Raw genomic sequence first — 21018 nt, 5'->3', positions numbered from 1 at the left:
GGAGCCCCTGAGTCAGGGACGATGGGGGTCCCCCCGCTCGAGCGAAGCCGAGAGTGGGGGAGGGTAGGGGCGGCGGGGGCGAGAAGAAGGCCCTACACGAACGCCAGGTTCACGATCCAGAAGCTCGCTGCCGCGACCAGCGCCGCCGCCGGCATCGTGATGAACCAGCCGAGGATGATGTTCTTGGCGACACCCCAGCGGACGGCGTTCACGCGCTTGGTGGCGCCGACACCCATGATGGCCGAGGTGATCACGTGAGTGGTCGAGATCGGCGCGTGGAAGAGGAACGCCGAGGTGAACATGATCGACGCACCGGTCGTCTCCGCGGCGAACCCCTGCGGCGGATCCAGCTCGATGATCTTCCGGCCGAGCGTCCGCATGATGCGCCAGCCACCCGCGTACGTACCGAGTGACAACATCACCGCACACGCGATCTTGACCCACACCGGGATCGGATCACCCGCGTCCTCGACATCCGCGATGACCAGCGCCATCACCACGATGCCCATCGTCTTCTGGGCGTCCTGAAGGCCGTGGCCGAGGGCCATACCGGCCGCCGACACGGTCTGCGCGATACGGAAACCGCGCTTGGCCTTGTGCGGGTTGGACTTGCGGAACATCCACAGGATCGCGCACATCACCAGATAGCCGGCGACCAGACCGACGACCGGCGAGATGAACATGGGGATGACGACCTTCTCCAGGACGCCGGACCAGATGACCCCGATCCCACCCGCGAGCGCCGCCCCCACCATGCCGCCGAACAGCGCGTGCGAGGAGGAGGACGGAAGGCCGAAGTACCAGGTGACGAGGTTCCACACGATCGCGCCCACCAGCGCGGCGAACAGGATCCACATGCCCTTGTTGCCGTGCGGTGTCTCGATCAGGCCTTCACTGACGGTCTTGGCGACCCCGCTGCCGAGGAACGCGCCGGCGAGGTTCATCACAGCGGCCATCGCGAGCGCGGCCCGCGGCGTCAGCGCGCGCGTGGACACGGACGTGGCGATGGCGTTGGCCGAGTCGTGGAAGCCGTTGGTATAGGTGAATCCGAGCGCGACACCGATGGTCACGATCAAAGCGAAGGTGTCCATGAAGAGGTCAGGACTCCTTGACCGCGATGGTCTCCACCGTGTTGGCCACGTGCTCGAAGGCGTCGGCGGCCTCTTCGAGGACGTCCACGATCTGCTTGAGTTTCAGTACCTCGATGGCCTCGTACTTGCCGTTGAACAGCATGGCCAGCAGCTTGCGGTGGATCTGGTCGGCCTGGTTCTCCAGACGGTTGACCTCGATCCAGTACTCCGTGAGGTTGTCCATCGTGCGCAGGTTCGGCATGGCCTCGGCGGTCAGCTCGGCCGCCCGCGCCAGTACCTCGATCTGCTGCTCGACGCCCTTCGGGAGATCCTCGACGTTGTAGAGGACGACCAGGTCGACGGCCTCCTCCATGAAGTCCATGATGTCGTCGAGGGACGAGGCGAGGTTGTAGATGTCCTCGCGGTCGAACGGCGTGATGAACGAGGAGTTCAGCTGGTGGAAGATCGCGTGCGTGGCATCGTCACCGGCGTGTTCCGCGGCCCGCATACGCTCGGCGATCTCGGCCCGGCCGGAGGCGTCCGCCCCGAGCAGTTCCATCAGGAGCTTCGAGCCCGTGACGATGTTGTCCGCGGATGCGGCGAACATGTCGTAGAAGCTCGTCTCCCTGGGGGTCAGACGAAATCGCACGTGGGGTCCTCGGATTGCTTGGGTTTCGGTCAGGCTGATGCTAGGCGCATCATCCGGCCACGGCTAACCGGCCGCCCACCAGTGTCGCCCATCGGGCACAGTGATCAGCACGGGGTCCTTCGAGGACGTTGCCCAAGGGCCCTATACCCAGCAAAGTTCGTTACCATATACCCGGTAGGGGTATCAGTCAGCAGGAGGACGCGATGACGACCACCGAGGCCGGCGCCACAGTGCCCTCCGGGGAGTCGCGGGAGGCCGGGGCCCAGGAGATCGTGACCGATCACGACCGCGGGATCCACGGCTACCACAAGCAGAAGGACGAGCACCTCAAGCGGCTGCGGCGCATCGAGGGGCAGATCCGTGGTCTGCAGCGCATGGTCGACGAGGACGTCTACTGCATCGACATACTCACCCAGGTCTCGGCCTCCACCAAGGCGCTCCAGTCGTTCGCCCTGCAGCTCCTGGAGGAGCACCTTCGTCACTGCGTGGCGGATGCGGCTCTCAAGGGCGGTACGGAGATCGATGCGAAGGTGGAGGAGGCCACGAAGGCGATCGGGCGGCTCCTGCGGACGTGAACCCTCCGGGGCGGGCGGTCTGTCAGGTGCGGGTCCGTTGGGGCTGGTCGCGCAGTTCCTCGCGCCCCTAAAAGACTGCGCAGTTCCCCGCGCCCCTGAACGGCAGGCGGTGCTACCTGTCCGTCTTCTCGCCGTGTTCTTCCAGGAAGCGTTCTTCGGCCAGCTTCAGGACCTCGTCGATGCGGTCGGGGCTGAGCCGGTCCTCGCGGGCGGCCGAGGCGGCGATGATCAGGTCGCCGCACAGTTCGATCTCGGCGAGGGCCACGTGGTCCTGAACTGCCGTACCGCGCGCCGGAGCCACGTGCATCACCTCTTCCTGCCGTCACCGACTTCCTAGAGTAGGGAGGGGCCCACGGACGGCGCATGGCACCAACGGACCATTTCCGGCCCCGCACATTCCGGCCTCCCTATTCGGCGATCCGTCCGGCGTAGATGTCTTTCGCGTCCGGCAGCCGTACGTCGACGGGGGCTCCGAAGTCGTACAGCAAGGTCGTCGAGGAGACGGCGACCGTACCCTTCTGCTGCCCGTTCACGAAACTGAAGCGGTGGCGGACCTTGCGGATGCGGCCCTCGTCGTCGAGGTAGACGTCGAAGGGGACCGTCGCCGTCGCGAAGCCCTTCGCCGCCGCCCGCAGGGACGCCCGGCTCCCGGGAGAGGCGTCGCGCGCCGCCGCGCCGAGATCGGCCGTACCGCGGTAGTGCCGTACGGGGGTGCCCGCGACCGACGTGCGGCCCATGTACGTCGCCTTCCGCGTGCCCCGCAGCAGTTCCGCGGCGGCGAACGGGTCGGTCGCGCCGCCGGTGACCAGGTTCCCGTCGGAGAGCGTGGCCGTGTCGACGCGTACCCACTTGTCGGCCGGGACACCCGCGCCGCGGTTCTTCATGTAGAGGGCGCCCGGCGCGAGGAGCTCGGTGATCGGGCGGCGCTCGTCGACGCCGGCCGGGTCCTGGGGGAGGAGCACCTTCAGGCGGCCCACCTGGTCCTCGTAGTCGTAGACGCCCTCGCCGCGGATCGTCACGCGGGTGCCGCCGGTGGCCATCTCCATCGACGTACGCGCCTTGGAGCTGCCCGCCCGGACCAGGTTCTCCGCGCTCCGGTGGAGGATCCCGACCGGGTCCTCGGCGGCCCGTGCGTCCTCGGCGGCGGCCCCGGGGCCCGAGCAGCCGGCGGCGCAGACCACCAGCCCCGCCGTCGCGGCGGCCAGGGCGACAGCGCTGCCCCGCAGTCTCAGTTGCCGCTCCACCATCGCCTGCCAACCCCCAGCCTGGCCGTCCTCGCGCGGGCCTCCTGTCGTTCCGCTTAACGACGGGTGGGGGGTGTTGTCACGCGAGGACCCGGCCCGGGGTGGTGTTCACCCGCGGTGGGTACCGTTGTTCCCGTGGCGCATCAGGAGCAGAGCAACCCTCCGGAACATCACACGACGACGGTCGACCAAGGCCGTTTCTGCCTGGCGCGCTGCACCTGTGGCTGGAGAGGCCCGGCCCGCCGCGCCCGCAGCCTGGCCCGCACGGACGCGGAGACCCATTCAACGGCTCCGGCTTGAGCGTGCCCTCAGCCCTACACGTGCGGGCCGCCCTACATGCGGGCCGCGCGGCGCTACGCGTGCCGCAGCACGGCCAGCAGCTCGTCGACGAGATCCTTGTCACGGGGCTGGGTGAGCCGGTGGCGGGCTCCCGTCGGGGAGAGCCAGAGGATGCGGTCGACCTCGCGGTTGGGGGCGAAGCGGCCCTCCGTCGCCTCGGCGGCCCAGTAACTGACCTGCTTGGGGCGGTCGTTGGCCATGTAGTGGAGCGTGGCGAGCCGGGGTCCGGTGGCGCACCGGTAGCCGGTCTCCTCCTCCACCTCGCGCACCGCGCCCGCGAGCGCGGCCTCGGCGCGTTTCAGCTTGCCCTTCGGGTGTGACCAGTCGTCGTACTTCGGCCTGTGGACCAGGCAGATCTCCAGTTCGCCGTCGAACGGCGAGTGGCGCCACAGTACGCAGCCCGCCGCGAGCACGGGGTCTCCGTTCGTCGCGTGCACTGGGCCTCCCATCGCGTGTACGGGGCCTCCGCGGGTCACGGAGTGCCGACCGTCTCCCTCATCCAGGCCCGCTGGAACGCGAACCTGGCCGCTTCCACCTCGTGTCGCTGGTCCGCGTGCAGCACCCCGAGCGCGTACGCCGTCGCCGGGGCGATCCGCGGGGTGCGGGCCGCGGAGGCCGCCGCCGCGGCGGCCTCGGCCGCGTCGCGGTGCCGGTCCAGGGCCTGCCCCGCGGTCAGCAGGCGTACGTCCACGGGGGCTTCGTCGCCGAACCGGACCTCGCACGCATAGCGGTGCAGGCGCAGCAGGAGCCGGACCTGGTGCCAGGGGGAGTCCTGGGGCTGCGGGGCGGTATCGGCGGAGAGGCCGTGGACGAGGGCCTCCGCGTTGTAGGGGTGGCCCGCGGTGATCAGGGGCAGCCCCGCCACGGCGTCGCGGAGGCGTTCCTCCGCGGCGGCGGCCAGGGGCTTGAGGCCGGTGGCGGACGCGGACGCGGTCAGCGGGACCTCGCTGGCGAGGACGGCGACGTTGTCGGCGACGGCGTGGAAACGGGAGGAGCCGAGTGCTTGCAGAGCGGCGGAGTGGGCGCGCGTCCGGGCCAGCGTCAGCTGGCGCTCCAGAAGGGCGCCCGCCTTGGCTGCTCCGACGGTCAGGGCGCCTTTCTCCGAAGGGAGTTGGGCGCGAGCGCCGGGGTGCGTGCCGGGATGCGCGTCGGGGTCGGAGGCCTGGGCCGGGAACGCCGAAGAGCCCGACAGGCGGTGCAGGGCCGCCAACAGGCGTTCCAGCCGGGCCCCGTACGCGTGCTCGCGGGCCAACGTGCCCGAAAGCCAGGCCAGTTCGGGGCGCATGCCCTCCGACCAGCCCTCGTCGAGGAAGGGCCGGAACGTGTGCAGCGTGCCGCTGATGCGGCGCGCCGAGCGGCGCAGGGCACGCGCCGCGTCCACAGCCTCCTCCACGCCGTTCGTCGCCGTCGCCGTCGTACCGCCGGTCTCGCGGTGCTGGCGCAGCGCGCGGAGGAACTCCGTGGCCTGGGCCTGGAGATAGGCCTCCAGGGTGTCCCCGGCCACGGGTCCGGCCGTGGGGTCAAGGTGTTGCTGTGCCACGCCGGCGCCTCCGGGCGTCTATGAGCATCTCCTGGACGTTGCGCAGCGGCTGGCCGTCGGCGTCGGTCGCGTGCCGGGTCCATTCGCCGTCGGGGCCGAGGTGCCAGGAGGAAGTGGAGTCGGACATGCCGGTCTCTAGGAGCCGGTTGAGCGCCGCCCGGTGCGCCGGGTCGGTGACCCGGACCAGGGCTTCGATACGGCGGTCGAGGTTGCGGTGCATCATGTCGGCGCTGCCGATCCACACCTCGGGCTCGCCTCCGTTGCCGAAGCCGAAGACCCGGGAGTGTTCGAGGAAGCGGCCGAGGATGGACCGTACGCGTATGTTCTCGGACAGGCCCGGGACTCCCGGTCGTACGGCGCAGATTCCGCGCACCCACACGTCCACCGGCACGCCTGCCTCGGACGCGCGGTAGAGGGAGTCGATGAGTGCCTCGTCCACCATGGAGTTGACCTTGATGCGGACGTAGGCGGGACGTCCGGCACGGTGGTGCTGGACCTCCTTGTTGATCCGGGCGATCAGGCCGTCGCGCAGGGACTTGGGCGCGACGAGCAGCCGGCGGTAGGTCTCGCGGCGTGAGTAGCCGGAGAGCCGGTTGAAGAGGTCCGAGAGGTCCGCGCCGACCTGTGGGTCCGCGGTCAGAAGTCCCAGGTCCTCGTAGAGCCGGGCGGTCTTGGGGTGGTAGTTGCCCGTGCCGACGTGGCTGTAGCGGCGGAGGGTCTCGCCCTCCTGGCGCACGACGAGGGAGAGCTTGCAGTGGGTCTTGAGGCCGACGAGGCCGTAGACCACGTGGCAGCCCGCCTCCTCCAGCTTCTTCGCCCACTTGATGTTGGCCTGCTCGTCGAAGCGCGCCTTGATCTCGACCAGGACCAGCACCTGCTTGCCGGACTCGGCGGCCTCGATGAGCGCGTCGACTATCGGGGAGTCGCCGGAGGTCCGGTACAGGGTCTGCTTGATGGCGAGGACGTCCGGGTCCTCGGCCGCCTGCTCCAGGAAGGCCTGGACGGAGGTGGAGAAGGAGTCGTACGGGTGGTGGAGGAGTACGTCCCGCTCCCGGAGCGCCGCGAAGATGTCCGGCGCCGAGGCGGACTCGACCTCCGCGAGGTCGCGGTGGGTGCCCGCGATGAACTTCTGGTACTTCAGCTCGGGCCGGTCGAGCTTGCCGATGCCGAAGAGACCGGTGAGGTCCAGGGGACCAGGCAGCGGGTACACCTCGGCCTCGGTGATCTTCAACTCGCGTACCAGCAGGTCGAGTACGTACCGGTCGATGGACTCCTCGACCTCCAGGCGCACCGGCGGTCCGAAGCGGCGCCGCATGAGCTCCTTCTCCAGGGCCTGGAGCAGGTTCTCGGCGTCGTCCTCCTCGACCTCCAGGTCCTCGTTCCGGGTGACGCGGAACGCGTGGTGCTCGAGGACCTCCATGCCCGGGAACAGTTCCTCCAGGTGGGCCGCGATGACGTCCTCGATGGGGACGTAGCGGTCCGGGGAGGCCTCCAGGAAGCGGGAGAGCAGCGGCGGGACCTTGACGCGCGCGAAGTGGCGGTGGCCGGAGACCGGGTTCCGCACGACCACGGCCAGGTTCAGCGACAGGCCCGAGATGTACGGGAAGGGGTGCGCGGGGTCGACCGCCAGCGGGGTCAGCACCGGGAAGATCTGGTGGCGGAAGAGCGTGAAGAGGCGGGCCTGCTCCTTCTCGGTCAGCTCGCTCCAGCGGACGAGGTGGATGCCCTCCTCGGCGAGCTGGGGGGCCACGTCCTCCTGGTAGCAGGCGGCGTGCCGGGCCATGAGCTCGCGGGAGCGGGCCCAGATCATCTCCAGCACCTCACGGGGCTGCAGACCCGAGGCGGAGCGGGTGGCCACGCCGGTGTGGATGCGGCGCTTCAGGCCAGCCACGCGGACCATGAAGAACTCGTCCAGGTTGCTGGCGAAGATCGCCAGGAAATTCGCCCGTTCGAGGAGCGGTGTGTTCGGATCCTCGGCGAGTTCGAGGACCCGTTCGTTGAACGCGAGCCAGCTGCGCTCCCGATCGAGGAACCTGCCCTGCGGAAGCTGGACACCGTCCTGCACCGTGTCCTCGTACGCGTCGAGGTCGGCGTCGAGGTCGGGCTCCAGGTCGGAGACGTTCGCGGCCACCGTGTGCGGGCGGTGCGCGGCTATGGAGCCGACGGACGGCTGCGGGTGCTGGACCTGTGCGCTGGCGTTGGGCTGACTCATGAACCCATTCTTCCGCGCCGGGGCCGAAACGGGCGCGTCGGAGAGGGCGGGCGGGAGCTGTACGGGGATGTGCGGGCTTCCGTTCTCCCTCACGGACGAGGGCTCGTGCTCCGGCGGAGGCGAGGGCTCGGGCGCGGCGGGGTTCATTGCCCGAGCGTCGCAAGCCCGTCTGAATGACCGGTTACGGCGACATGACGTGCGGGATAGCGGGGGGCGGCTCCCCGGCGTCGGGCCCGCGCCCCGCAAGGGGCGCGGGGAACGGCGCGATCAGTCACAAACGGCCCGCACGTACGACGAACCGCTCAGGCCGTACGGCGCCGAAGCACCCAGAATGCCGCCCCGGTGGCAAGAACGGCGACCCCCAGCACGATCCCGGTCTCCACGAGATGCATCGGCCAGTAGTGGGACCGGGGATGGAAACGACCGGTCCCGTCCCCGATCTGCCACACGTCCTGGGACATCTCGACCCCCTTGGTCGGGGCGGGCGTGACCGCGGGCCAGAGATCCTCGCGGTACTTCTCCAGGTTGTGGTTGACCAGGTACATCACCCCGCAGGCGACCCCCAGTGCGGGCAGCGACCGCCGCAGTACGACCCCGGCGAGCGCGCCCACGCCCAGCCCGCAGAACCCGTACGCCACCAGGGCGGGCCCCCGCGCGGCGAACACGTCGTTGAAGGTCCAGTCGTCGCCCATGAGGTCCCGGTTGGCCGCCCAGGCCCACCGGAACACGAACACGAAGACCGTGCCGCCGACAGTGAGGAGCACCGCCGGAACGGCGAGCGTGACGGCCAGCCACCGCGTCGGCGAGACGGACTGCGTCCAGGCGAGCTGCGCGGTGCCGTTCTCCAGCTCGCGCCCGATCAGCGCGCCGGCGGCGAACGCGGCCACGGCGAAGAAGCTGTAGTAGACGAGGGTGGAGGCCCAGCCGATGGTGCTGCTGTAGTCGGTCAGGTTCTGGAGCCGGCACAGGCCGCCGCCGGTCCGTTCGCACGCGGCCATCCGGTCCCGTACGGAGTCCGCGGTGATCTCGACCTCCCACACCAGCATGCCGAGGGCGGCCAGCAGGAAGGCGCCCCACACCAGTAGCGCCGCGCGGTGCAGCCGCAGCACGGCCCACGGCAGCCCCTTGACCGGCCCGCCCGGCGGCACCCCGGGGGTCTCGGCTGTTCCCCTGACGGCGAAGGCACTCATACGGCGACTCCCTCGGTGGCGGTACGGCGGCGGAGCAGGACGAACGCGGCGGTGACCGCGAGGGCGGCGACGGCCAGCACGACGCCGGTCTCGGCCAGCTGGAGCGGCCAGTAGTGGTACCGCGGGTGGTAGGTGGCCCAGATCTCGTCGAGGCCGCTGTCTGCCAGGCAGCGCCGGAGGCCGGCCACGCCGTCGGCGTCGGCGCAGGCCAGGTTGTTGGCTATGCGGGTGCCCTCGTCCGTGATCACGCCCCGGTCGAGCTGAAGAGCGTCGTCCGGCAGGTTCAGGGCCTTGGCGCCGGTGACCGTGACCGTCGGCCACAGGCTCAGGCGGTACTCGTTGCCCAGGTAGTACACGGCCAGCAGGGCCGCGAAGGCGACGCCCAGAGCGGGCAGCGCGCGGCCGACGACCAGGCCCGCCAGCGCGCCGAGGGCCAGGCCGCACAGGGCGTAGGCGAGCGGAAGGGTTCCGCTCGACGGGTAGATGCTCCGGTCGTACCAGTCCATCGAGCGCAGCCACGCGTCCTGGTCCCAGACCAGACGGTGCAGCGGGACCAGTACGGCCGTGCCCGCGGTGATGAGCAGCGCGGGCACGGCGAGCTTCGCCGCGAGCCAGCGGGTGGGGGAGACGGACTGGGTCCAGGCGAGGTGCGCGGTGCCGGTCTCCAACTCACGGGCGATGAGGGCCGCGCCCGCCCAGACGGCGACGAGGAAGGGGAAGCAGGTGACGGCGAGGGTGCTGTACGAGACGGCCCTGTCGTACCTGATGAACGCGGGGCCGTCAGGGAAGTGGCAGGTCTCCACGCTCTTGCGGCACCGCTCCTGGAGGTCTGTGTCGGCGGCGTCGTACCCAGGGCCGTACGCCCAGAGCATCGCCGCCGAGAGGACCACGACCAGCAGCAGCCAGAGCCACAGGGCCGACCGGTGCAGACGCAGCACGGACAGGGCGAGGCCGCGGCCGACGGCCGGGGAGGCGCTGGAGGAGGTGCCGGTGGAGGTGAGGAGAGTCGTCATGCGCGCGCGTTCTCCTCGTTCTCCTGGTCTTCTCCGGTCTCTCCGGGCTTGCCAGTCTCTTCGGCCTCTTTGGTCCCCTCCGCCTCGCTCCCGCTCTTCTCCTCGCCCGCTTCGGTGTCCTCGGTGAACAGGTCCGGTGCCTTCGGGTTGCGCAGATGGGCCAGGAGCAGCTCCTCCAGGGTGGGTGCGGCGGTCTGCCAGTCGTCGGACGGCGGGCCGCCCGGGCGGATCAGGGCCGTGAGCTGGCGGCCCGTGTCGCGGGACTCGACGACGGTGTGGCCGGTGAGGTCGCGCGCCGGGCCGGTGACCAGGGTGTGCGCGGCGAGCAGCTCTTCGGGGTCGCCGCCGAGCCGGATCCGGCCGCCGCCCATGAGGAGCAGGTGGTCGCAGACGCCCTCCAGTTCGGCGACGACGTGCGAGGACATCACGATCGTCGTGCCGTGTTCGGCGGCCTCGCCCAGGAGTGCCCCGAGGAGTTCGCGCCGGGCCAGCGGGTCGAGGTCGGCCATCGGCTCGTCCAGGAGCATCAGTTCGGGCCGCTTGCCGAAGGCCAGGGCGAGGGCGACGCGGGTGCGCTGGCCGCCGGAGAGGGAGCGGATCCTGGCGGTGGGTTCCAGGGCGCCGTCCCGGGCCCCCTGCTCAGTGGGGTGTCCGTACGCGATGCGTTCCGCGGCCGGCTGGTCCCAGCGGGCGCGGTTCAGCTCGGCGCCGAGGCGGAGTGTGGCGGCGACCGTGAGCTGGAGCGGCAGCGGTTTGCCCTGGGCGACGTAGGCGAAGCGCTCGCGGGCCGCGGCGGGGCTGGTGCCGAGGACGGTCAGGGTGCCCTCGGTGGGGCGTATCAGACCGGCCGCCAGCTGCAGGAGCGTGGACTTGCCCGCGCCGTTCGGGCCGACCAGGGCGCAGATCCGCCCGGTCGGCAGCCGGAAGGAGCAGTCCCGCAGCACATGGCCGCGTCGGCGCCGGTACCGCTTTCCGAGCCCGACCGCTGTCAGTGCGGTCCCATCCCCAACCCTGCTCATTGCTCCCCCTCAGGGCATTTCTCGTCCAGTACGGCGGCGAAGAGCGCGCTGATGTCCTCGCGCTCCAGCCCTTCCTTGCGCGCCTCGTCCAGCCAGGCGGTCAGCTTCGAGCGCAGGGCGGTGTGGTCGGCGGGTGCGGCGCCCAGCGAGCGCCGTACGAACGTGCCGAGGCCGCGTCTGGCCTCGACCAGGCCCTCGCGCTCCAGCTCGCGGTAGGCCTTCAGGACGGTGTTCGGATTGATCGCGGTGGCCTCCACGACCTCACGGGCCGTGGGGAGCTTGTCGCCCGGTTCGAGGACGCCAAGACGCAGGGCCTGCTTGGTCTGCTGGACGATCTGGACGTACGTGGCGACACCGCTGCGCCGGTCGATGCGGTACTCGACCACGACCGACCACCACCCTTTCACTAATTGAGTAGTGAAAGGGTGGTGGATGGTCGGGGGCCTGTCAAGGTGAATGCCGGGTTCCGGAAACTTCTCGCGGAAGCGTGAACCGATCCGTGGGGCTCGTGCGATGAGGGGGTGTGAGGGAAACGAGAAGCGACGGGGATCTGCTGCGGGCCATCGCGGCGGACGGTGACCGGCGCGCCTTCGAAGAGCTGTACCGGCGGTACGCGCCGTGGCTCGGAGCACGGCTGCGCGGGCGGTGCGCGGACGCGGGGATCGTCGACGACGTCGTACAGGAGACGTTCCTCGCGGTCTGGCGCGGCAGTGCCCGCTACCGCGAGGAGGGCGACGTGGCCGGCTGGCTGTGGCGCATCGGCTCGCGGCGGCTGATCGACGCGCTGCGGGGCGACGGCGCCCGGGGCCGGCTGCGGCAGACGCTCTCGCGGCTGCGGCACCGGGACGAGGCGTCCGCGGAGGAGCGCGTGCTCGCGGGGGTGGAGCACGGGGACCTCGCGGGCGCCCTGGTCCGGCTGTCGCCGGAGTTGCGGGCGGTCCTCCAGGCCACGGTCATCGACGGGCTGACCACCAGGGAGGCGTCCGTCCTGCTCGGCATCCCGCCGGGGACGGTAAAGACACGGGCCCTCAGGGCCCGCAAGCAGCTGCGGGAGGAGTTGGCATGAGCAGCGACACGAACGACACGAGCGGTACGAATGGCATGAGCGACGGGGACGGCATGACCTGGCACGTCGCGGAGGACGACCTCCGGGCGTACGCGCGGGGCGAGTTGGCGGCGCCGATGCTCTGGTCGGCCGACACCCACCTCCTCGCCTGCGCGCGCTGCCGGGCCCAGCTCGCCGAGGTGGGCGACCCGGTCGCCCTGGACGCGGGATGGGAGCGACTCGACGCCGAACTGGACGTACCACGGCCCGGGTTCCTGGAGTCGCTGCTCGTCCGGATGGGCGTGGCCGACCACACCGCCCGGCTGCTCGCGGCGACGCCGGTGCTGCGCCGGTCGTGGCTGGGCGCGGTCGTCGCCGTACTGGTCATCACGGTGATCGCCGCCAATGCCGCCCGGACACCCGAGTCCCCGGCGATGTTCCTCGCCCTCGCCCCGCTGCTGCCCCTGGCCGGGGTCGCGCTGTCGTACGGGCCGGTGCTCGACCCGACCTACGAGATGGCCGTGGTGTCGCCGATGCACGGGTTCCGGCTGCTGCTGATCCGCACGGTTCCCGTGCTGGCCGTCGCGCTCGTCCTCAACGGCCTCGCGACCCTCGCGCTTCCCTCGTACGGACTGCGGGCCCTGGCCTGGCTGCTGCCCGCGCTCGCGCTCACCGCGACCGGGCTCGCGCTGACGCCCCGGCTCGGCCCGGTCCTCGCGCCCGGCCTGGTCGGCGGAACGTGGATCGTCCTGCTGGTGGTCGCGCAGCGGACGACCGACGAGACCCTCGCGCCCTACACCGCGGCGGGGCAGGGCATCGCGGCCGCGGTCGCCGCACTCGCCGCCGGGCTCTTCTACCTCGGCCGCGACCGATTCGACTCGACCTCCGCGCGCACACCGTTCGCGGGCTACACGGATGGAGGTACCGCGTGATGTCCGACGCCACGCGCAGGAGGCTCAAACTCCTCAAGGCCGGGCTGCTGATGACCGCTTCGGTCGTCCTGCGGGTCCTCCACTTCATCGCCGTCCTGCTCCCGAAGAGCTCCGGCAACCGGAGTTCCTCTTCTTCCTCTTCTTACGACGGGGGCGGCGAGTGAGGGTGACCGCCCTCCCTCCGGCGCCGGTGCCGTATCCCGGCCGCCGTCTCCCCCTCCCCCTGCTTCCGCTCTCTTCCACAGGAGTCACGCATGTCTGACCTTCCTACGACGCCGACGGTGTCCGCCTCCGGGCTGACCCTCCGCTACGGCGGAACGGCCGCGCTCGACGACGTGTCGGTGCGGCTCGGCGAGGGCGTCACCGGGCTGCTCGGGCCCAACGGGGCCGGAAAGACGACCCTGCTGAGGGTCCTGGCCACCGCCGTGCCCCCGGACAAGGGAGCGTTCACGGTGCTCGGCAACGACCCGGGCACGACCGCCGGGCGGCAGGAGGTGCGGCGCGCGCTGGGCTATCTGCCGCAGGCGCCCGGTTTCCACCCGGACTTCACGGCCTTCGAGTTCGTCGACTACGTGGCGATCCTCAAGGAGCTGACGGACCGCACGGCCCGCCACCGCGAGGTGCGGCGGGTCCTGGACGACGTCGCGCTGTCCGACGTACGGGGCAAGCGCATCAAGAAGCTCTCCGGCGGGATGCGCCAGCGGGTCGCGCTGGCCGCCGCCCTCGTCGGCGACCCCGGTTTCCTGGTCCTCGACGAGCCGACCGTCGGGCTCGACCCCGAACAGCGCATGCGTTTCCGGGAGTTGATCGCCAGGGCGGGGGAGGGGCGGACCGTGCTGCTCTCCACCCACCAGACCGAGGACGTCGCGATGCTCTGCCACCGCGTGATCGTCATGGTCCGCGGCCGGGTCCGCTTCGAGGGCACCCCGGCCGAGCTGACCGCACGGGCGGCGGGCCGGGTGTGGAGCAGCACCGAACGCGACCCCGGCGCGTGGGCCGGATGGCGAACCGGCACCGGCTCCTTCCGCAACGTCGGCGAGCCCCCCAAGGACGCCGACCTGGTCGAACCGACCCTGGAGGACGGGTACTTGCTCACCCTCGACGGTGAGGCCTCGGAGGTGGCGGCAGCATGAGCACCGTTCTCGAGACACCCGCCCGGGCCGTCGAGCCGGCGCACCCGTCCCGCTCCTGGGCACCCGTGTTCGCCCTCGCCCGCTTCGAGGCGCGCGAGCTGCGCATGACCATCCCCCTCTTCGGCCTCTCGATCCTGTACGTCGCCTGGATCGTGTGGGATACCACGCAGCGCCAGGGCGACTATCCGATACTCCAGGACGTCGACCGGGCCACCCCGGGCATGCCGCTACTGATCGGGCTCGCCGTCATGCTGGGCGTCAACCGCGCGGTCCTGCGCTCCCGCCGGTGCGACACGGACCGCCACTTCGACGTGCTGGTGGTCGAGCCGTGGCGGCGCACGGTCGCCCACGCGCTGTCGATCGTCCCGGCCGTCCTGTTCACGGCGGTGTGCGTCCTCGTCCAGTTCATCTGGGCCGCGCTCAAGCCCGGCGCGGCCGGACACGGTTCGCCCGCCGAACTCGCCGTCGGCCCGCTGACGGTCCTGCTGTTCGGCATGCTCGGTGTCCTCCTCGCCCGGCTGTTCCGCTCGGTCTTCGCCGCGCCGGTCATCCTCGTCCTCCTGCTCTTCGGGATGCTCTTCGTGGCGCCCTCGTCCGGCTCCAACTGGACGAGTTGGCTGGGTCCGGTCGTCACCGAGAGCGGCTCCAACCCCCTCCCCTCCGACCTGCTGGAGCGGCCCGCCGCCTGGCACGCCCTGTACCTCGTCGGGCTCGGCCTGACCCTGGCCGTCCTCGCGGTACTGGTCAGCGGTGGGCGCACGACGGTCGTCAAGGCGGCGATAGCGGGATCGGTCGCGCTGACCGTGGTGGGCGTGGTCGGCCAGTCCGCGGGCACTCCGGCCGGGTCGACACCGGCCCGCGACCGGGCGACCAACGCTCCGGAGAAGGTCCAGACGTGCCTCAAGCGCGGCGGGTCCACGTACTGCGCCTTCCCCGAGTGGACCGGCCGCACCGCCGACTGGGCCGAGGTCGTCGACCGGGTCCAGAACCTCGCGGGCGGCAGCGCCGGGGGCGAGCGGCTGACCGTACGGCAGCGCATCGACGCCACCTACGGGCTGACGTCCGACACCCTGATCTCCCCGTCGACCACGCCCGGCCAGGTGACCGTCGGTACCTCCTGGGGCGGCAACCGTGTCCCCGAGTTCGCCGCAGCCGTCGCGTCCGTGCTGGTGGCGGGGAACGAGAAGGCGGGCAGCTCGGTGTGCGACGCCCGCATGGTGACGATCATGTGGCTGGCGCTGGGCGGAGAGTCCGACCCGATGACCGCGCTGCGCAACGTCCGTCTCGACGACAGCGTCTCGGGCTCCGCCATCGTCCTGTCCCCCACGGAATCCATGAGCATGAGCGCCGAACAGACCCGGATCGTGGTGGAACTGCTCAAGAAGCCCCGCTACAGCGTCGCCGGCAAGGTGAAGGCCAAGTGGACGGAGCTCACCTCGCCCAGGACGACCACGGCGAGGGTGGCGGAACTGCTGGGAGTACCGGCCGCGGACAAGTCGGCGGCCAAGGCGGAAGCGGACGGTGACTCGTGCGCGGAATGACCGTCATGACACGCGCCCTGCTGACCCCCGTACTGCGCACACTGCCCTGGCGGGCGCTCGCGGGCGGCGGTGCCACGGCACTGCTGCTGGCCGGCATCCCGCGCATGCTGTCGGGCGCCCCCGACCCCTGGCTCGGCCTCATCTCGCTGCGGGGAGCCGCGCTCGCCCTGGCCCTCGGCCTGGCGTTCCTGCTGGACGACCCGGCCCGGCACATCACCTCGGCGGTACCGGTCAGGCGCCCGCTGCGCGTCGGCCTGCGCGTGGCACTCGCGCTCCCGGGGGCCGCGCTCTGCTGGACGGCGGCGGTGTTCCTCGTACCCGAGGAGGCCCGGCCGCCGGTCGGCGCCCTCACCCTGGAGGCGATCGCCACCGCCGTGTTCGCCCTCGCCTCGGCGGCCCTGATCATCCAGCGCTCGACCGCCACCGAGCCGGGAGTGGCGGTGTCCACCGGGCTACTGTCCACCGCGGCAGCCGCGTTCCTCCTCCTGCCCGACGGCTGGGCCCTCCTGGTCTCCCCGGACGACCCCCGCTGGACCGACACCCACGAACGCTGGGCGATGCTCCTGACGGTGGCACTGGCGGTGGGCACAAGGGCGTGCGTGGAACCGCTACGGGCGTGGCGTCTGGGCTCGTTCAGGGGCAGGGCTCAGCAGGCAGCGCCCCTTTAGGGGCGCGGGGAACTGCGCACCCAGCCCCGACCGCCCCGCACCTTCGACCCGTCCCGCACCTTCGACCCGGCCCGCCGAATCCCGTAGCCCGTCCGGCAAGGACCCCCGCTCAGGACTCCGTCCGATACATCAAATCCGTCTCGTACGTGGCGAACCCGAGCCGCTCGTAAACAGCCACCGCCGCCTTGTTGTCCGCGTCGACGTACAGCATCGCCGTCGGCACCCCCCGCCCCGCCAGATACCGAAGCCCGATCGTGGTGAGGGCCTTGCCGAGACCGCCCCCCTGAGCCCCGGGCCGTACGCCCACGACGTACACCTCGCCGAGCCCCTCCTCCGCATGGACCTTCGTCCAGTGGAACCCGATCAGCTCCTCGCCCCGGAAGGCGAGGAAGAACCCGGCCGGGTCGAACCACGGCTCAGCCTTGCGGTCGTCGAGGTCCCGCTGGGCGAGCGAACCCTGCTCGGGGTGGTGCGCGAAGGCGGCGGCGTTCGCGGCGAGCCACGCCGTGTCGTCCTCGCCGGGCACGAACGTCCGTACGTGCACACCGTCCGGAAGCTTCGGCCCGGGCAGGTCCAGGTCCGTCAACGGCCGCCGCATCTGCCGCAGTTCGCGGAAGAGTGTGAGGCCGAGGACCTGGGCGAGATGGCGGGCGGCGGAGTGGCCGCCGTGGGCCCAGACACGCACCCGCTTGCCGGACTCGGCGAGCAGCGCGTTACCGAGCGCCCGCCCGTGCCCGTGCCCGCGGTGCGCCGGGTGGACGACCAGTTCGGCGGCCGGGGCCTCGATCGGGTCGGTGTCCTCCAGCTGCGCGTACCCGACGAGCAGGTCCTGGGAGGTCAGCAGCAGATGCCGGACCCCCTCCCGGGCGCCACCGCGCAGCTGCAGCCGGCCCTGCTCGGACACCGCCTGCTGTCCGTCGGCCCTGGCGGCCTCGGCGAGGAGGTCGAGCACGGCCTCGGTCTGCTCGGGGCTCAGTGCGGACAGGATGTCGAGGGAGCGGGCCGGGACAGCCGGTGCGGTGTCTTCGCTGGTCATGATTACGAGAGTACGACGTGTCCGGTTCATGGCGAAGTGGCCCAGCAGGTGAGGACGCGTCCAGTGCGCCGCAGGCACGCTATTGGCCCGCCACCTGTCCGGTTCGCGGTGAATCGACCCTCGCGGCAACCAGTCCGTAACCCTGAACCCCCTGTCGCGCTACGCGCGTTGACTCTAGGCTGCGCCGGGACGGGGCCCACATATCAGCCGACCCACAGGGGGGCACATGTCAGCCACACCTCATCCCTACCGACGCAGACGCCGCACCACCCGCTTCCTCGCGGCTGCGGCGGGCGTCGCCACCGTCGGCGCCCTCGTCGCCGCGATGCCGGCGTCCGCGGGCGAGACGGGCAAGAAGCCCGGCCATCAGAAGCCGGGCCGCTACCAGGACGTCCAGCTGCTGTCCTTCAACGACCTGCACGGCAACCTGGAGCCGCCGGCCGGCTCCTCGGGCCGGGTCACCGAGCTTCAGCCGGACGGCACCAGCAAGACGATCGACGCGGGCGGTGTCGAGTACCTGGCGACGCATTTGCGCCAGGCCCGCGAGGGCAACAAGTACTCGGTCACGGCGGCCGGCGGCGACATGGTCGGTGCCTCCCCGCTGATCTCCGGGCTCTTCCACGACGAGCCGACCATCGAGGCGCTGAACAAGCTCGACCTCGATGTGACGAGCGTCGGCAACCACGAGTTCGACGAGGGTGCCAAGGAGCTGGGCCGTCTGCAGAAGGGTGGCTGCCACCCCACGGACGGCTGTTATGTGAAGGGCAAGAAGTTCAAGGGCGCCGACTTCCCGTACCTCGCGGCGAACGTCCTCGACGAGAAGACCAAGAAGCCGATCCTCAAGCCCTACTGGGTGTGGAAGCAGAACGGCGTCAAGGTCGGCTTCATCGGCGTGACCCTCGAGGACACCCCGGGTGTCGTCTCCGCCGAGGGTGTGAAGGGCCTCAAGTTCAAGGACGAGGTCGAGACGATCAACAAGTACGCCAAGGAGCTGGAGAAGCAGGGCGTCAAGTCCGTCGTCGCGCTGATCCACGAGGGCGGGCTGCCCGCCTCGGCGGCGTACAACTACGACTGCGACTCGCCCGGCGGTGGCGACGGCATATCCGGCCCCATCGTGGACATCGCCAAGAACATCACGCCGAAGGTCGACGCGCTGGTCACCGGCCACACCCACGCCGCGTACGCCTGCACGATCAACGACCCGTCGGGCAAGCCCCGTACGGTCACCTCGGCCGCGTCCTTCGGGCGGCTCTACACGGACACGACGCTGACGTACGACCGCTGGACCGGCGACATCGCCCGGACCTCCGTCGCCTCCGCGAACCACGTGGTGACGCGTACCGTGCCCAAGGCCACGGACATGACCGAGCTGATCACGAAGTGGAACACGCTCGCCGCGCCGATCGGCAACAAGCCCATCGGCTACATCTCCGGTGACATCTCGAACGTCGGCACCGAGTCCCCGATCGGCGACCTGATCGCCGACGCGCAGCTCGCGTACGGCAAGGAGCTGGACCCCGAGACCGACCTGGCGCTGATGAACCCGGGCGGTATCCGGGCGCCCCTCACCTTCAAGGCCAACGGTGCCGAGGGCGACGGCGTGGTGACCTACGCCGAGGGCTTCACGGTCCAGCCGTTCGCCAACACGGTGAACCTGCAGAACTTCACCGGCGCCCAGCTCGTCCAGGTGCTCAAGGAGCAGGTCACCGGCGTGAACGCGGCCTCGCCGAAGGTGCTCCAGATCTCGAAGGGGCTCACCTACACGCTCGACCTGACGAAGACCGGCGCCGACCGTGTCGTCGCCGACTCGGTCAAGCTCAACGGTGCCGCGATCGACCCGGCCGCCACCTACCGCGTCGCGACGAACAGCTTCCTCGCGGGCGGCGGCGACGGTTTCACCACCCTGGGTCAGGGCACGGGCGACCTGGTGGGCGACGACGACCTCGCCGCCCTGGAGAAGTACCTGCTGGCGAACTCCTCGGCCACGAACCCGATCGCGCCGCCCGCGGCCGACCGGATCACCGTCGTGAAGTAGCCACCCGGTAACGGCGATCTGTCCGTGAGGTAGATCGCAAAGGGCCTATTGGAGTTGCGGGTGGGGTTGGTACGCATGGTCGAATCAGTCGATGCGTACCCCCCATCCCATCGCGGCGCATTCTCACTCCCCTCCGAACCCGTACGAGGATCTCGCCGCCCTCGACGACGGACCCCTTGAGGACTTCCTCCAGGTGGAGGAGCCGGCCGTGGCCGAGGGGGCCGAGCAGGAGGCGGAGTGGGCACCGCCCAACCACCGCCGCGGTTCCCGGGACTCCGGGGCCCGCCCCCGCCGTCGCACCCGTCGGCGCCGGCGAAGTCCCTTCACCGGACTGTCCCTCGCGGTCAAGGCCGTCATCGCGGTACTCGTCCTCGCCGCCTTCCTCGCCCTCGGCGACCGCTGGGCGCTCCTGTACGCCGAGCGCACCGCCGCCGAGAAGGTCAGGGACCAGCTGAAGCTGAGCGCGTCCCCCGAGGTCGAGATCGAGGGCTTCCCCTTCGTCACCCAGATCCTCGACCAGCGGCTCGACTCCGTGTCGGTCACCGTCCCGGACGTGGCGGCCGACCGGGTCTCCCTCGCGAAGGTCTCCGCCACCGCGACGGGCGTACGGGTCGACGGCGGACCCACCTCCCTGCGGGGCGTCCGGATCCCGGAGCTGCACGGCGAGGTGCTGCTCTCCTTCGACGACCTGAACCGTGAACTCGGCGCGTCCCAGATGACGTTCACCGGTCACGGCGGCGACGAGGTGCGGGCGCGCGGGGTGCTGCCCGTCGCCGGGCACGACCTGCGGATGCGGGCCGACGCGCGGATCAAGCGCGACGGCGAGCGCGGCATCTCGACCGAGGTCGGCGGAATGCGCCTGGACATCGGCGACCTGGCCACCTTCCGTCCCGGCACCCGTGAGTCCCAGGGCCTGCACCTGACCCGCAAGTCCGCCACGCGCCTGGCGAAGGAGAAGAAGAAGGCCAAGGAGCTCCTGTCGGTGCCGTCGATCGCGAAGCGGATCGGTGTGCCGGACTCCGCGGTCCAGGAGGCGCTGAGCGACGACTCCAAGTTCGAGGAGTTCACCGGCTCCCCGCGTTTCGCCGGCCGGCTGATGAAGGTCAACCTCATCGACCTCGCCGTGGAGAACCCCGAGCTCCTCAAGCGCCTCGGCTTCGACCTGGCCCTCCTCGACGGGCTCTCCCGCCTGACCCGCCCCGCCCTCGTCGACCGCCTCTCCATCGGCTTCCGCCTCCCGAAGCCCCCGAAGGGCGAACTGAGCCTGCGGGACGTGCGCGTGCAGAAGGACGGGATCAGAGTGCGGGTCACCGGGCAGGGACTGGCGATCGGCAAGTAGGCCGCCGAGCAGGCAGCCAAGAGGCCGCCGGGCAGGCCGCGCGGTAAATAAATTCCGGGTGAGCGGCGTAATAAAGTCTGTGTGAATTGCAGTCCGGTTCCCGCGAGTTCCTGAAAATCCGTCTCAGCCGCAATTAATCGAGGTCTCAGCGGATTTGGTGATTTTCGCTTCTGCGGTCTCGTAGTGTTTTCCATGTCGAAGCCGAACGGGGCTTACGGCAAACGGAAATACACCACTGAAGAAGCAGAAGAAAGAGGGACGTCTCATGAGCTTCCACAAGATCACCCCGGTCAAGAAGAACCGCAAGCCCGCCGCCCCCAAGAAGCACGCCGCGAAGCCCGCGCCGAAGCCCGGCGCCAAGAAGCCGCAGCGTCGCCCTGTCGGCAAGAAGTAGCCACTGCCACGAGGCGGGGTCTCCGGATTCGTTCCGGAGACCCC

22 protein-coding genes are annotated in these 21018 nt (G+C 70.7%); 10 read left to right on the top strand and 12 right to left on the bottom strand.

Annotated features, from left to right (window positions below):
* Window positions 1–92: 92 nt before the first annotated feature.
* Window positions 93–1091 (bottom strand): inorganic phosphate transporter, encoded by a 999-nt coding sequence (locus AOK17_RS24480; RefSeq protein ID WP_055614695.1) that lies wholly within the window; start codon window positions 1089–1091, stop codon window positions 93–95.
* 7 nt (window positions 1092–1098) lie between these two features.
* Window positions 1099–1719, bottom strand: a complete 621-nt coding sequence (locus AOK17_RS24475) for a DUF47 domain-containing protein (RefSeq protein ID WP_055614694.1) — start codon at window positions 1717–1719, stop codon at window positions 1099–1101.
* Between the two features lie 203 nt (window positions 1720–1922).
* On the opposite strand from AOK17_RS24475, the gene AOK17_RS24470 reads away from it, so the two are divergent.
* Window positions 1923–2294, top strand: coding sequence for a metal-sensitive transcriptional regulator (locus AOK17_RS24470; RefSeq protein WP_055614693.1), 372 nt, complete (start codon window positions 1923–1925; stop codon window positions 2292–2294).
* Between the two features lie 112 nt (window positions 2295–2406).
* On the opposite strand, the gene AOK17_RS24465 is transcribed toward AOK17_RS24470, so the two are convergent.
* From AOK17_RS24465 to AOK17_RS24425, 9 genes are all read right to left on the bottom strand, one after another.
* Complete coding sequence (locus AOK17_RS24465; protein WP_206190818.1) at window positions 2407–2601, bottom strand: hypothetical protein; 195 nt, start codon at window positions 2599–2601, stop codon at window positions 2407–2409.
* Between the two features lie 100 nt (window positions 2602–2701).
* Window positions 2702–3541: an SCO4651 family lipoprotein gene (locus AOK17_RS24460; RefSeq protein ID WP_055614692.1), complete on the bottom strand. Its 840-nt coding sequence runs from the start codon at window positions 3539–3541 to the stop codon at window positions 2702–2704.
* 350 nt (window positions 3542–3891) lie between these two features.
* On the bottom strand, window positions 3892–4326 hold the full coding sequence (locus AOK17_RS24455; RefSeq protein WP_055614691.1) for an NUDIX hydrolase: 435 nt from the start codon (window positions 4324–4326) through the stop codon (window positions 3892–3894).
* Window positions 4327–4349: 23 nt separating this feature from the next.
* Window positions 4350–5417: a CHAD domain-containing protein gene (locus tag AOK17_RS24450; RefSeq protein ID WP_055614690.1), complete on the bottom strand. Its 1068-nt coding sequence runs from the start codon at window positions 5415–5417 to the stop codon at window positions 4350–4352.
* Entirely contained in the window at window positions 5398–7629 is a 2232-nt protein-coding gene (locus AOK17_RS24445; protein WP_055614689.1) for an RNA degradosome polyphosphate kinase, read from the bottom strand. The genes AOK17_RS24450 and AOK17_RS24445 overlap by 20 nt, the downstream gene beginning before the upstream one ends.
* 302 nt (window positions 7630–7931) lie before the next feature.
* Entirely contained in the window at window positions 7932–8819 is an 888-nt protein-coding gene (locus tag AOK17_RS24440; protein ID WP_063997285.1) for a hypothetical protein, read from the bottom strand.
* Entirely contained in the window at window positions 8816–9832 is a 1017-nt protein-coding gene (locus AOK17_RS24435) for a hypothetical protein (protein WP_055614688.1), read from the bottom strand. Before AOK17_RS24435 ends, AOK17_RS24440 begins: the two co-directional genes overlap by 4 nt.
* Window positions 9829–10851, bottom strand: a complete 1023-nt coding sequence (locus tag AOK17_RS24430; protein WP_079053254.1) for an ABC transporter ATP-binding protein — start codon at window positions 10849–10851, stop codon at window positions 9829–9831. The genes AOK17_RS24435 and AOK17_RS24430 overlap by 4 nt, the downstream gene beginning before the upstream one ends.
* Window positions 10848–11237: a GntR family transcriptional regulator gene (locus AOK17_RS24425; protein WP_055614687.1), complete on the bottom strand. Its 390-nt coding sequence runs from the start codon at window positions 11235–11237 to the stop codon at window positions 10848–10850. Before AOK17_RS24425 ends, AOK17_RS24430 begins: the two co-directional genes overlap by 4 nt.
* 137 nt (window positions 11238–11374) lie before the next feature.
* Here AOK17_RS24425 and AOK17_RS24420 point away from each other — a divergent pair, with 137 nt between their 5' ends.
* The 6 genes from AOK17_RS24420 to AOK17_RS24400 all read left to right on the top strand — a co-directional run bounded on the left by AOK17_RS24420 (window position 11375) and on the right by AOK17_RS24400 (window position 16170).
* Window positions 11375–11917, top strand: coding sequence for an RNA polymerase sigma factor (locus AOK17_RS24420; protein ID WP_055614686.1), 543 nt, complete (start codon window positions 11375–11377; stop codon window positions 11915–11917).
* A gap of 53 nt (window positions 11918–11970) precedes the next feature.
* Window positions 11971–12828: a cupin domain-containing protein gene (locus tag AOK17_RS24415; protein ID WP_055614699.1), complete on the top strand. Its 858-nt coding sequence runs from the start codon at window positions 11971–11973 to the stop codon at window positions 12826–12828.
* Window positions 12828–12992 (top strand): hypothetical protein, encoded by a 165-nt coding sequence (locus AOK17_RS50835; RefSeq protein ID WP_157881385.1) that lies wholly within the window; start codon window positions 12828–12830, stop codon window positions 12990–12992. The genes AOK17_RS24415 and AOK17_RS50835 overlap by 1 nt, the downstream gene beginning before the upstream one ends.
* Before the next feature lie 90 nt (window positions 12993–13082).
* Window positions 13083–13961, top strand: coding sequence for an ABC transporter ATP-binding protein (locus AOK17_RS24410; RefSeq protein WP_055614685.1), 879 nt, complete (start codon window positions 13083–13085; stop codon window positions 13959–13961).
* Window positions 13958–15502: an ABC transporter permease gene (locus AOK17_RS24405; protein WP_055614684.1), complete on the top strand. Its 1545-nt coding sequence runs from the start codon at window positions 13958–13960 to the stop codon at window positions 15500–15502. Before AOK17_RS24410 ends, AOK17_RS24405 begins: the two co-directional genes overlap by 4 nt.
* Window positions 15499–16170 (top strand): ABC transporter, encoded by a 672-nt coding sequence (locus AOK17_RS24400; RefSeq protein ID WP_079053253.1) that lies wholly within the window; start codon window positions 15499–15501, stop codon window positions 16168–16170. The genes AOK17_RS24405 and AOK17_RS24400 overlap by 4 nt, the downstream gene beginning before the upstream one ends.
* Window positions 16171–16279: 109 nt before the next feature.
* On the opposite strand, the gene mshD is transcribed toward AOK17_RS24400, so the two are convergent.
* The gene (gene mshD, locus AOK17_RS24395) at window positions 16280–17206 is read right to left on the bottom strand and encodes a mycothiol synthase (protein WP_055614683.1); all 927 of its coding nucleotides are present in this window, start codon (window positions 17204–17206) and stop codon (window positions 16280–16282) included.
* Between the two features lie 226 nt (window positions 17207–17432).
* Between mshD and AOK17_RS24390 the strand changes: the two genes are divergently transcribed.
* The 3 genes from AOK17_RS24390 to AOK17_RS53615 all read left to right on the top strand — a co-directional run bounded on the left by AOK17_RS24390 (window position 17433) and on the right by AOK17_RS53615 (window position 20974).
* Window positions 17433–19241 (top strand): bifunctional metallophosphatase/5'-nucleotidase, encoded by a 1809-nt coding sequence (locus AOK17_RS24390; RefSeq protein WP_055614682.1) that lies wholly within the window; start codon window positions 17433–17435, stop codon window positions 19239–19241.
* Between the two features lie 91 nt (window positions 19242–19332).
* On the top strand, window positions 19333–20580 hold the full coding sequence (locus tag AOK17_RS24385; protein WP_055614681.1) for an LmeA family phospholipid-binding protein: 1248 nt from the start codon (window positions 19333–19335) through the stop codon (window positions 20578–20580).
* A 265-nt stretch (window positions 20581–20845) separates the two neighbouring features.
* Entirely contained in the window at window positions 20846–20974 is a 129-nt protein-coding gene (locus AOK17_RS53615) for a hypothetical protein (protein ID WP_257678082.1), read from the top strand.
* Window positions 20975–21018: the final 44 nt, after the last annotated feature.

This window comes from Streptomyces phaeochromogenes, assembly GCF_001418655.1.
Taxonomy (GTDB): domain Bacteria; phylum Actinomycetota; class Actinomycetes; order Streptomycetales; family Streptomycetaceae; genus Streptomyces; species Streptomyces phaeochromogenes.
The sequence above is the reverse complement of the archived record's forward strand: the minus strand, read 5'-3'. Positions and strand labels throughout refer to the sequence as shown.

Bases quoted from the DNA above. Each gene is read 5' to 3' on its own strand.
- AOK17_RS24480 (WP_055614695.1), bottom strand. From the start codon at position 1,091: ATGGACACCTTCGCTTTGATCGTGACCATCGGTGTCGCGCTCGGATTC.
- AOK17_RS24470 (WP_055614693.1), top strand. From the start codon at position 1,923: ATGACGACCACCGAGGCCGGCGCCACAGTGCCCTCCGGGGAGTCGCGG.
- AOK17_RS24465 (WP_206190818.1), bottom strand. From the start codon at position 2,601: ATGCACGTGGCTCCGGCGCGCGGTACGGCAGTTCAGGACCACGTGGCC.
- AOK17_RS24460 (WP_055614692.1), bottom strand. From the start codon at position 3,541: ATGGTGGAGCGGCAACTGAGACTGCGGGGCAGCGCTGTCGCCCTGGCC.
- AOK17_RS24455 (WP_055614691.1), bottom strand. From the start codon at position 4,326: ATGGGAGGCCCAGTGCACGCGACGAACGGAGACCCCGTGCTCGCGGCG.
- AOK17_RS24445 (WP_055614689.1), bottom strand. From the start codon at position 7,629: ATGAGTCAGCCCAACGCCAGCGCACAGGTCCAGCACCCGCAGCCGTCC.
- AOK17_RS24440 (WP_063997285.1), bottom strand. From the start codon at position 8,819: ATGAGTGCCTTCGCCGTCAGGGGAACAGCCGAGACCCCCGGGGTGCCG.
- AOK17_RS24435 (WP_055614688.1), bottom strand. From the start codon at position 9,832: ATGACGACTCTCCTCACCTCCACCGGCACCTCCTCCAGCGCCTCCCCG.
- AOK17_RS24430 (WP_079053254.1), bottom strand. From the start codon at position 10,851: ATGAGCAGGGTTGGGGATGGGACCGCACTGACAGCGGTCGGGCTCGGA.
- AOK17_RS24415 (WP_055614699.1), top strand. From the start codon at position 11,971: ATGACCTGGCACGTCGCGGAGGACGACCTCCGGGCGTACGCGCGGGGC.
- AOK17_RS50835 (WP_157881385.1), top strand. From the start codon at position 12,828: ATGTCCGACGCCACGCGCAGGAGGCTCAAACTCCTCAAGGCCGGGCTG.
- AOK17_RS24410 (WP_055614685.1), top strand. From the start codon at position 13,083: ATGTCTGACCTTCCTACGACGCCGACGGTGTCCGCCTCCGGGCTGACC.
- AOK17_RS24405 (WP_055614684.1), top strand. From the start codon at position 13,958: ATGAGCACCGTTCTCGAGACACCCGCCCGGGCCGTCGAGCCGGCGCAC.
- AOK17_RS24400 (WP_079053253.1), top strand. From the start codon at position 15,499: ATGACCGTCATGACACGCGCCCTGCTGACCCCCGTACTGCGCACACTG.
- mshD (WP_055614683.1), bottom strand. From the start codon at position 17,206: ATGACCAGCGAAGACACCGCACCGGCTGTCCCGGCCCGCTCCCTCGAC.
- AOK17_RS24390 (WP_055614682.1), top strand. From the start codon at position 17,433: ATGTCAGCCACACCTCATCCCTACCGACGCAGACGCCGCACCACCCGC.
- AOK17_RS24385 (WP_055614681.1), top strand. From the start codon at position 19,333: ATGCGTACCCCCCATCCCATCGCGGCGCATTCTCACTCCCCTCCGAAC.
- AOK17_RS53615 (WP_257678082.1), top strand. From the start codon at position 20,846: ATGAGCTTCCACAAGATCACCCCGGTCAAGAAGAACCGCAAGCCCGCC.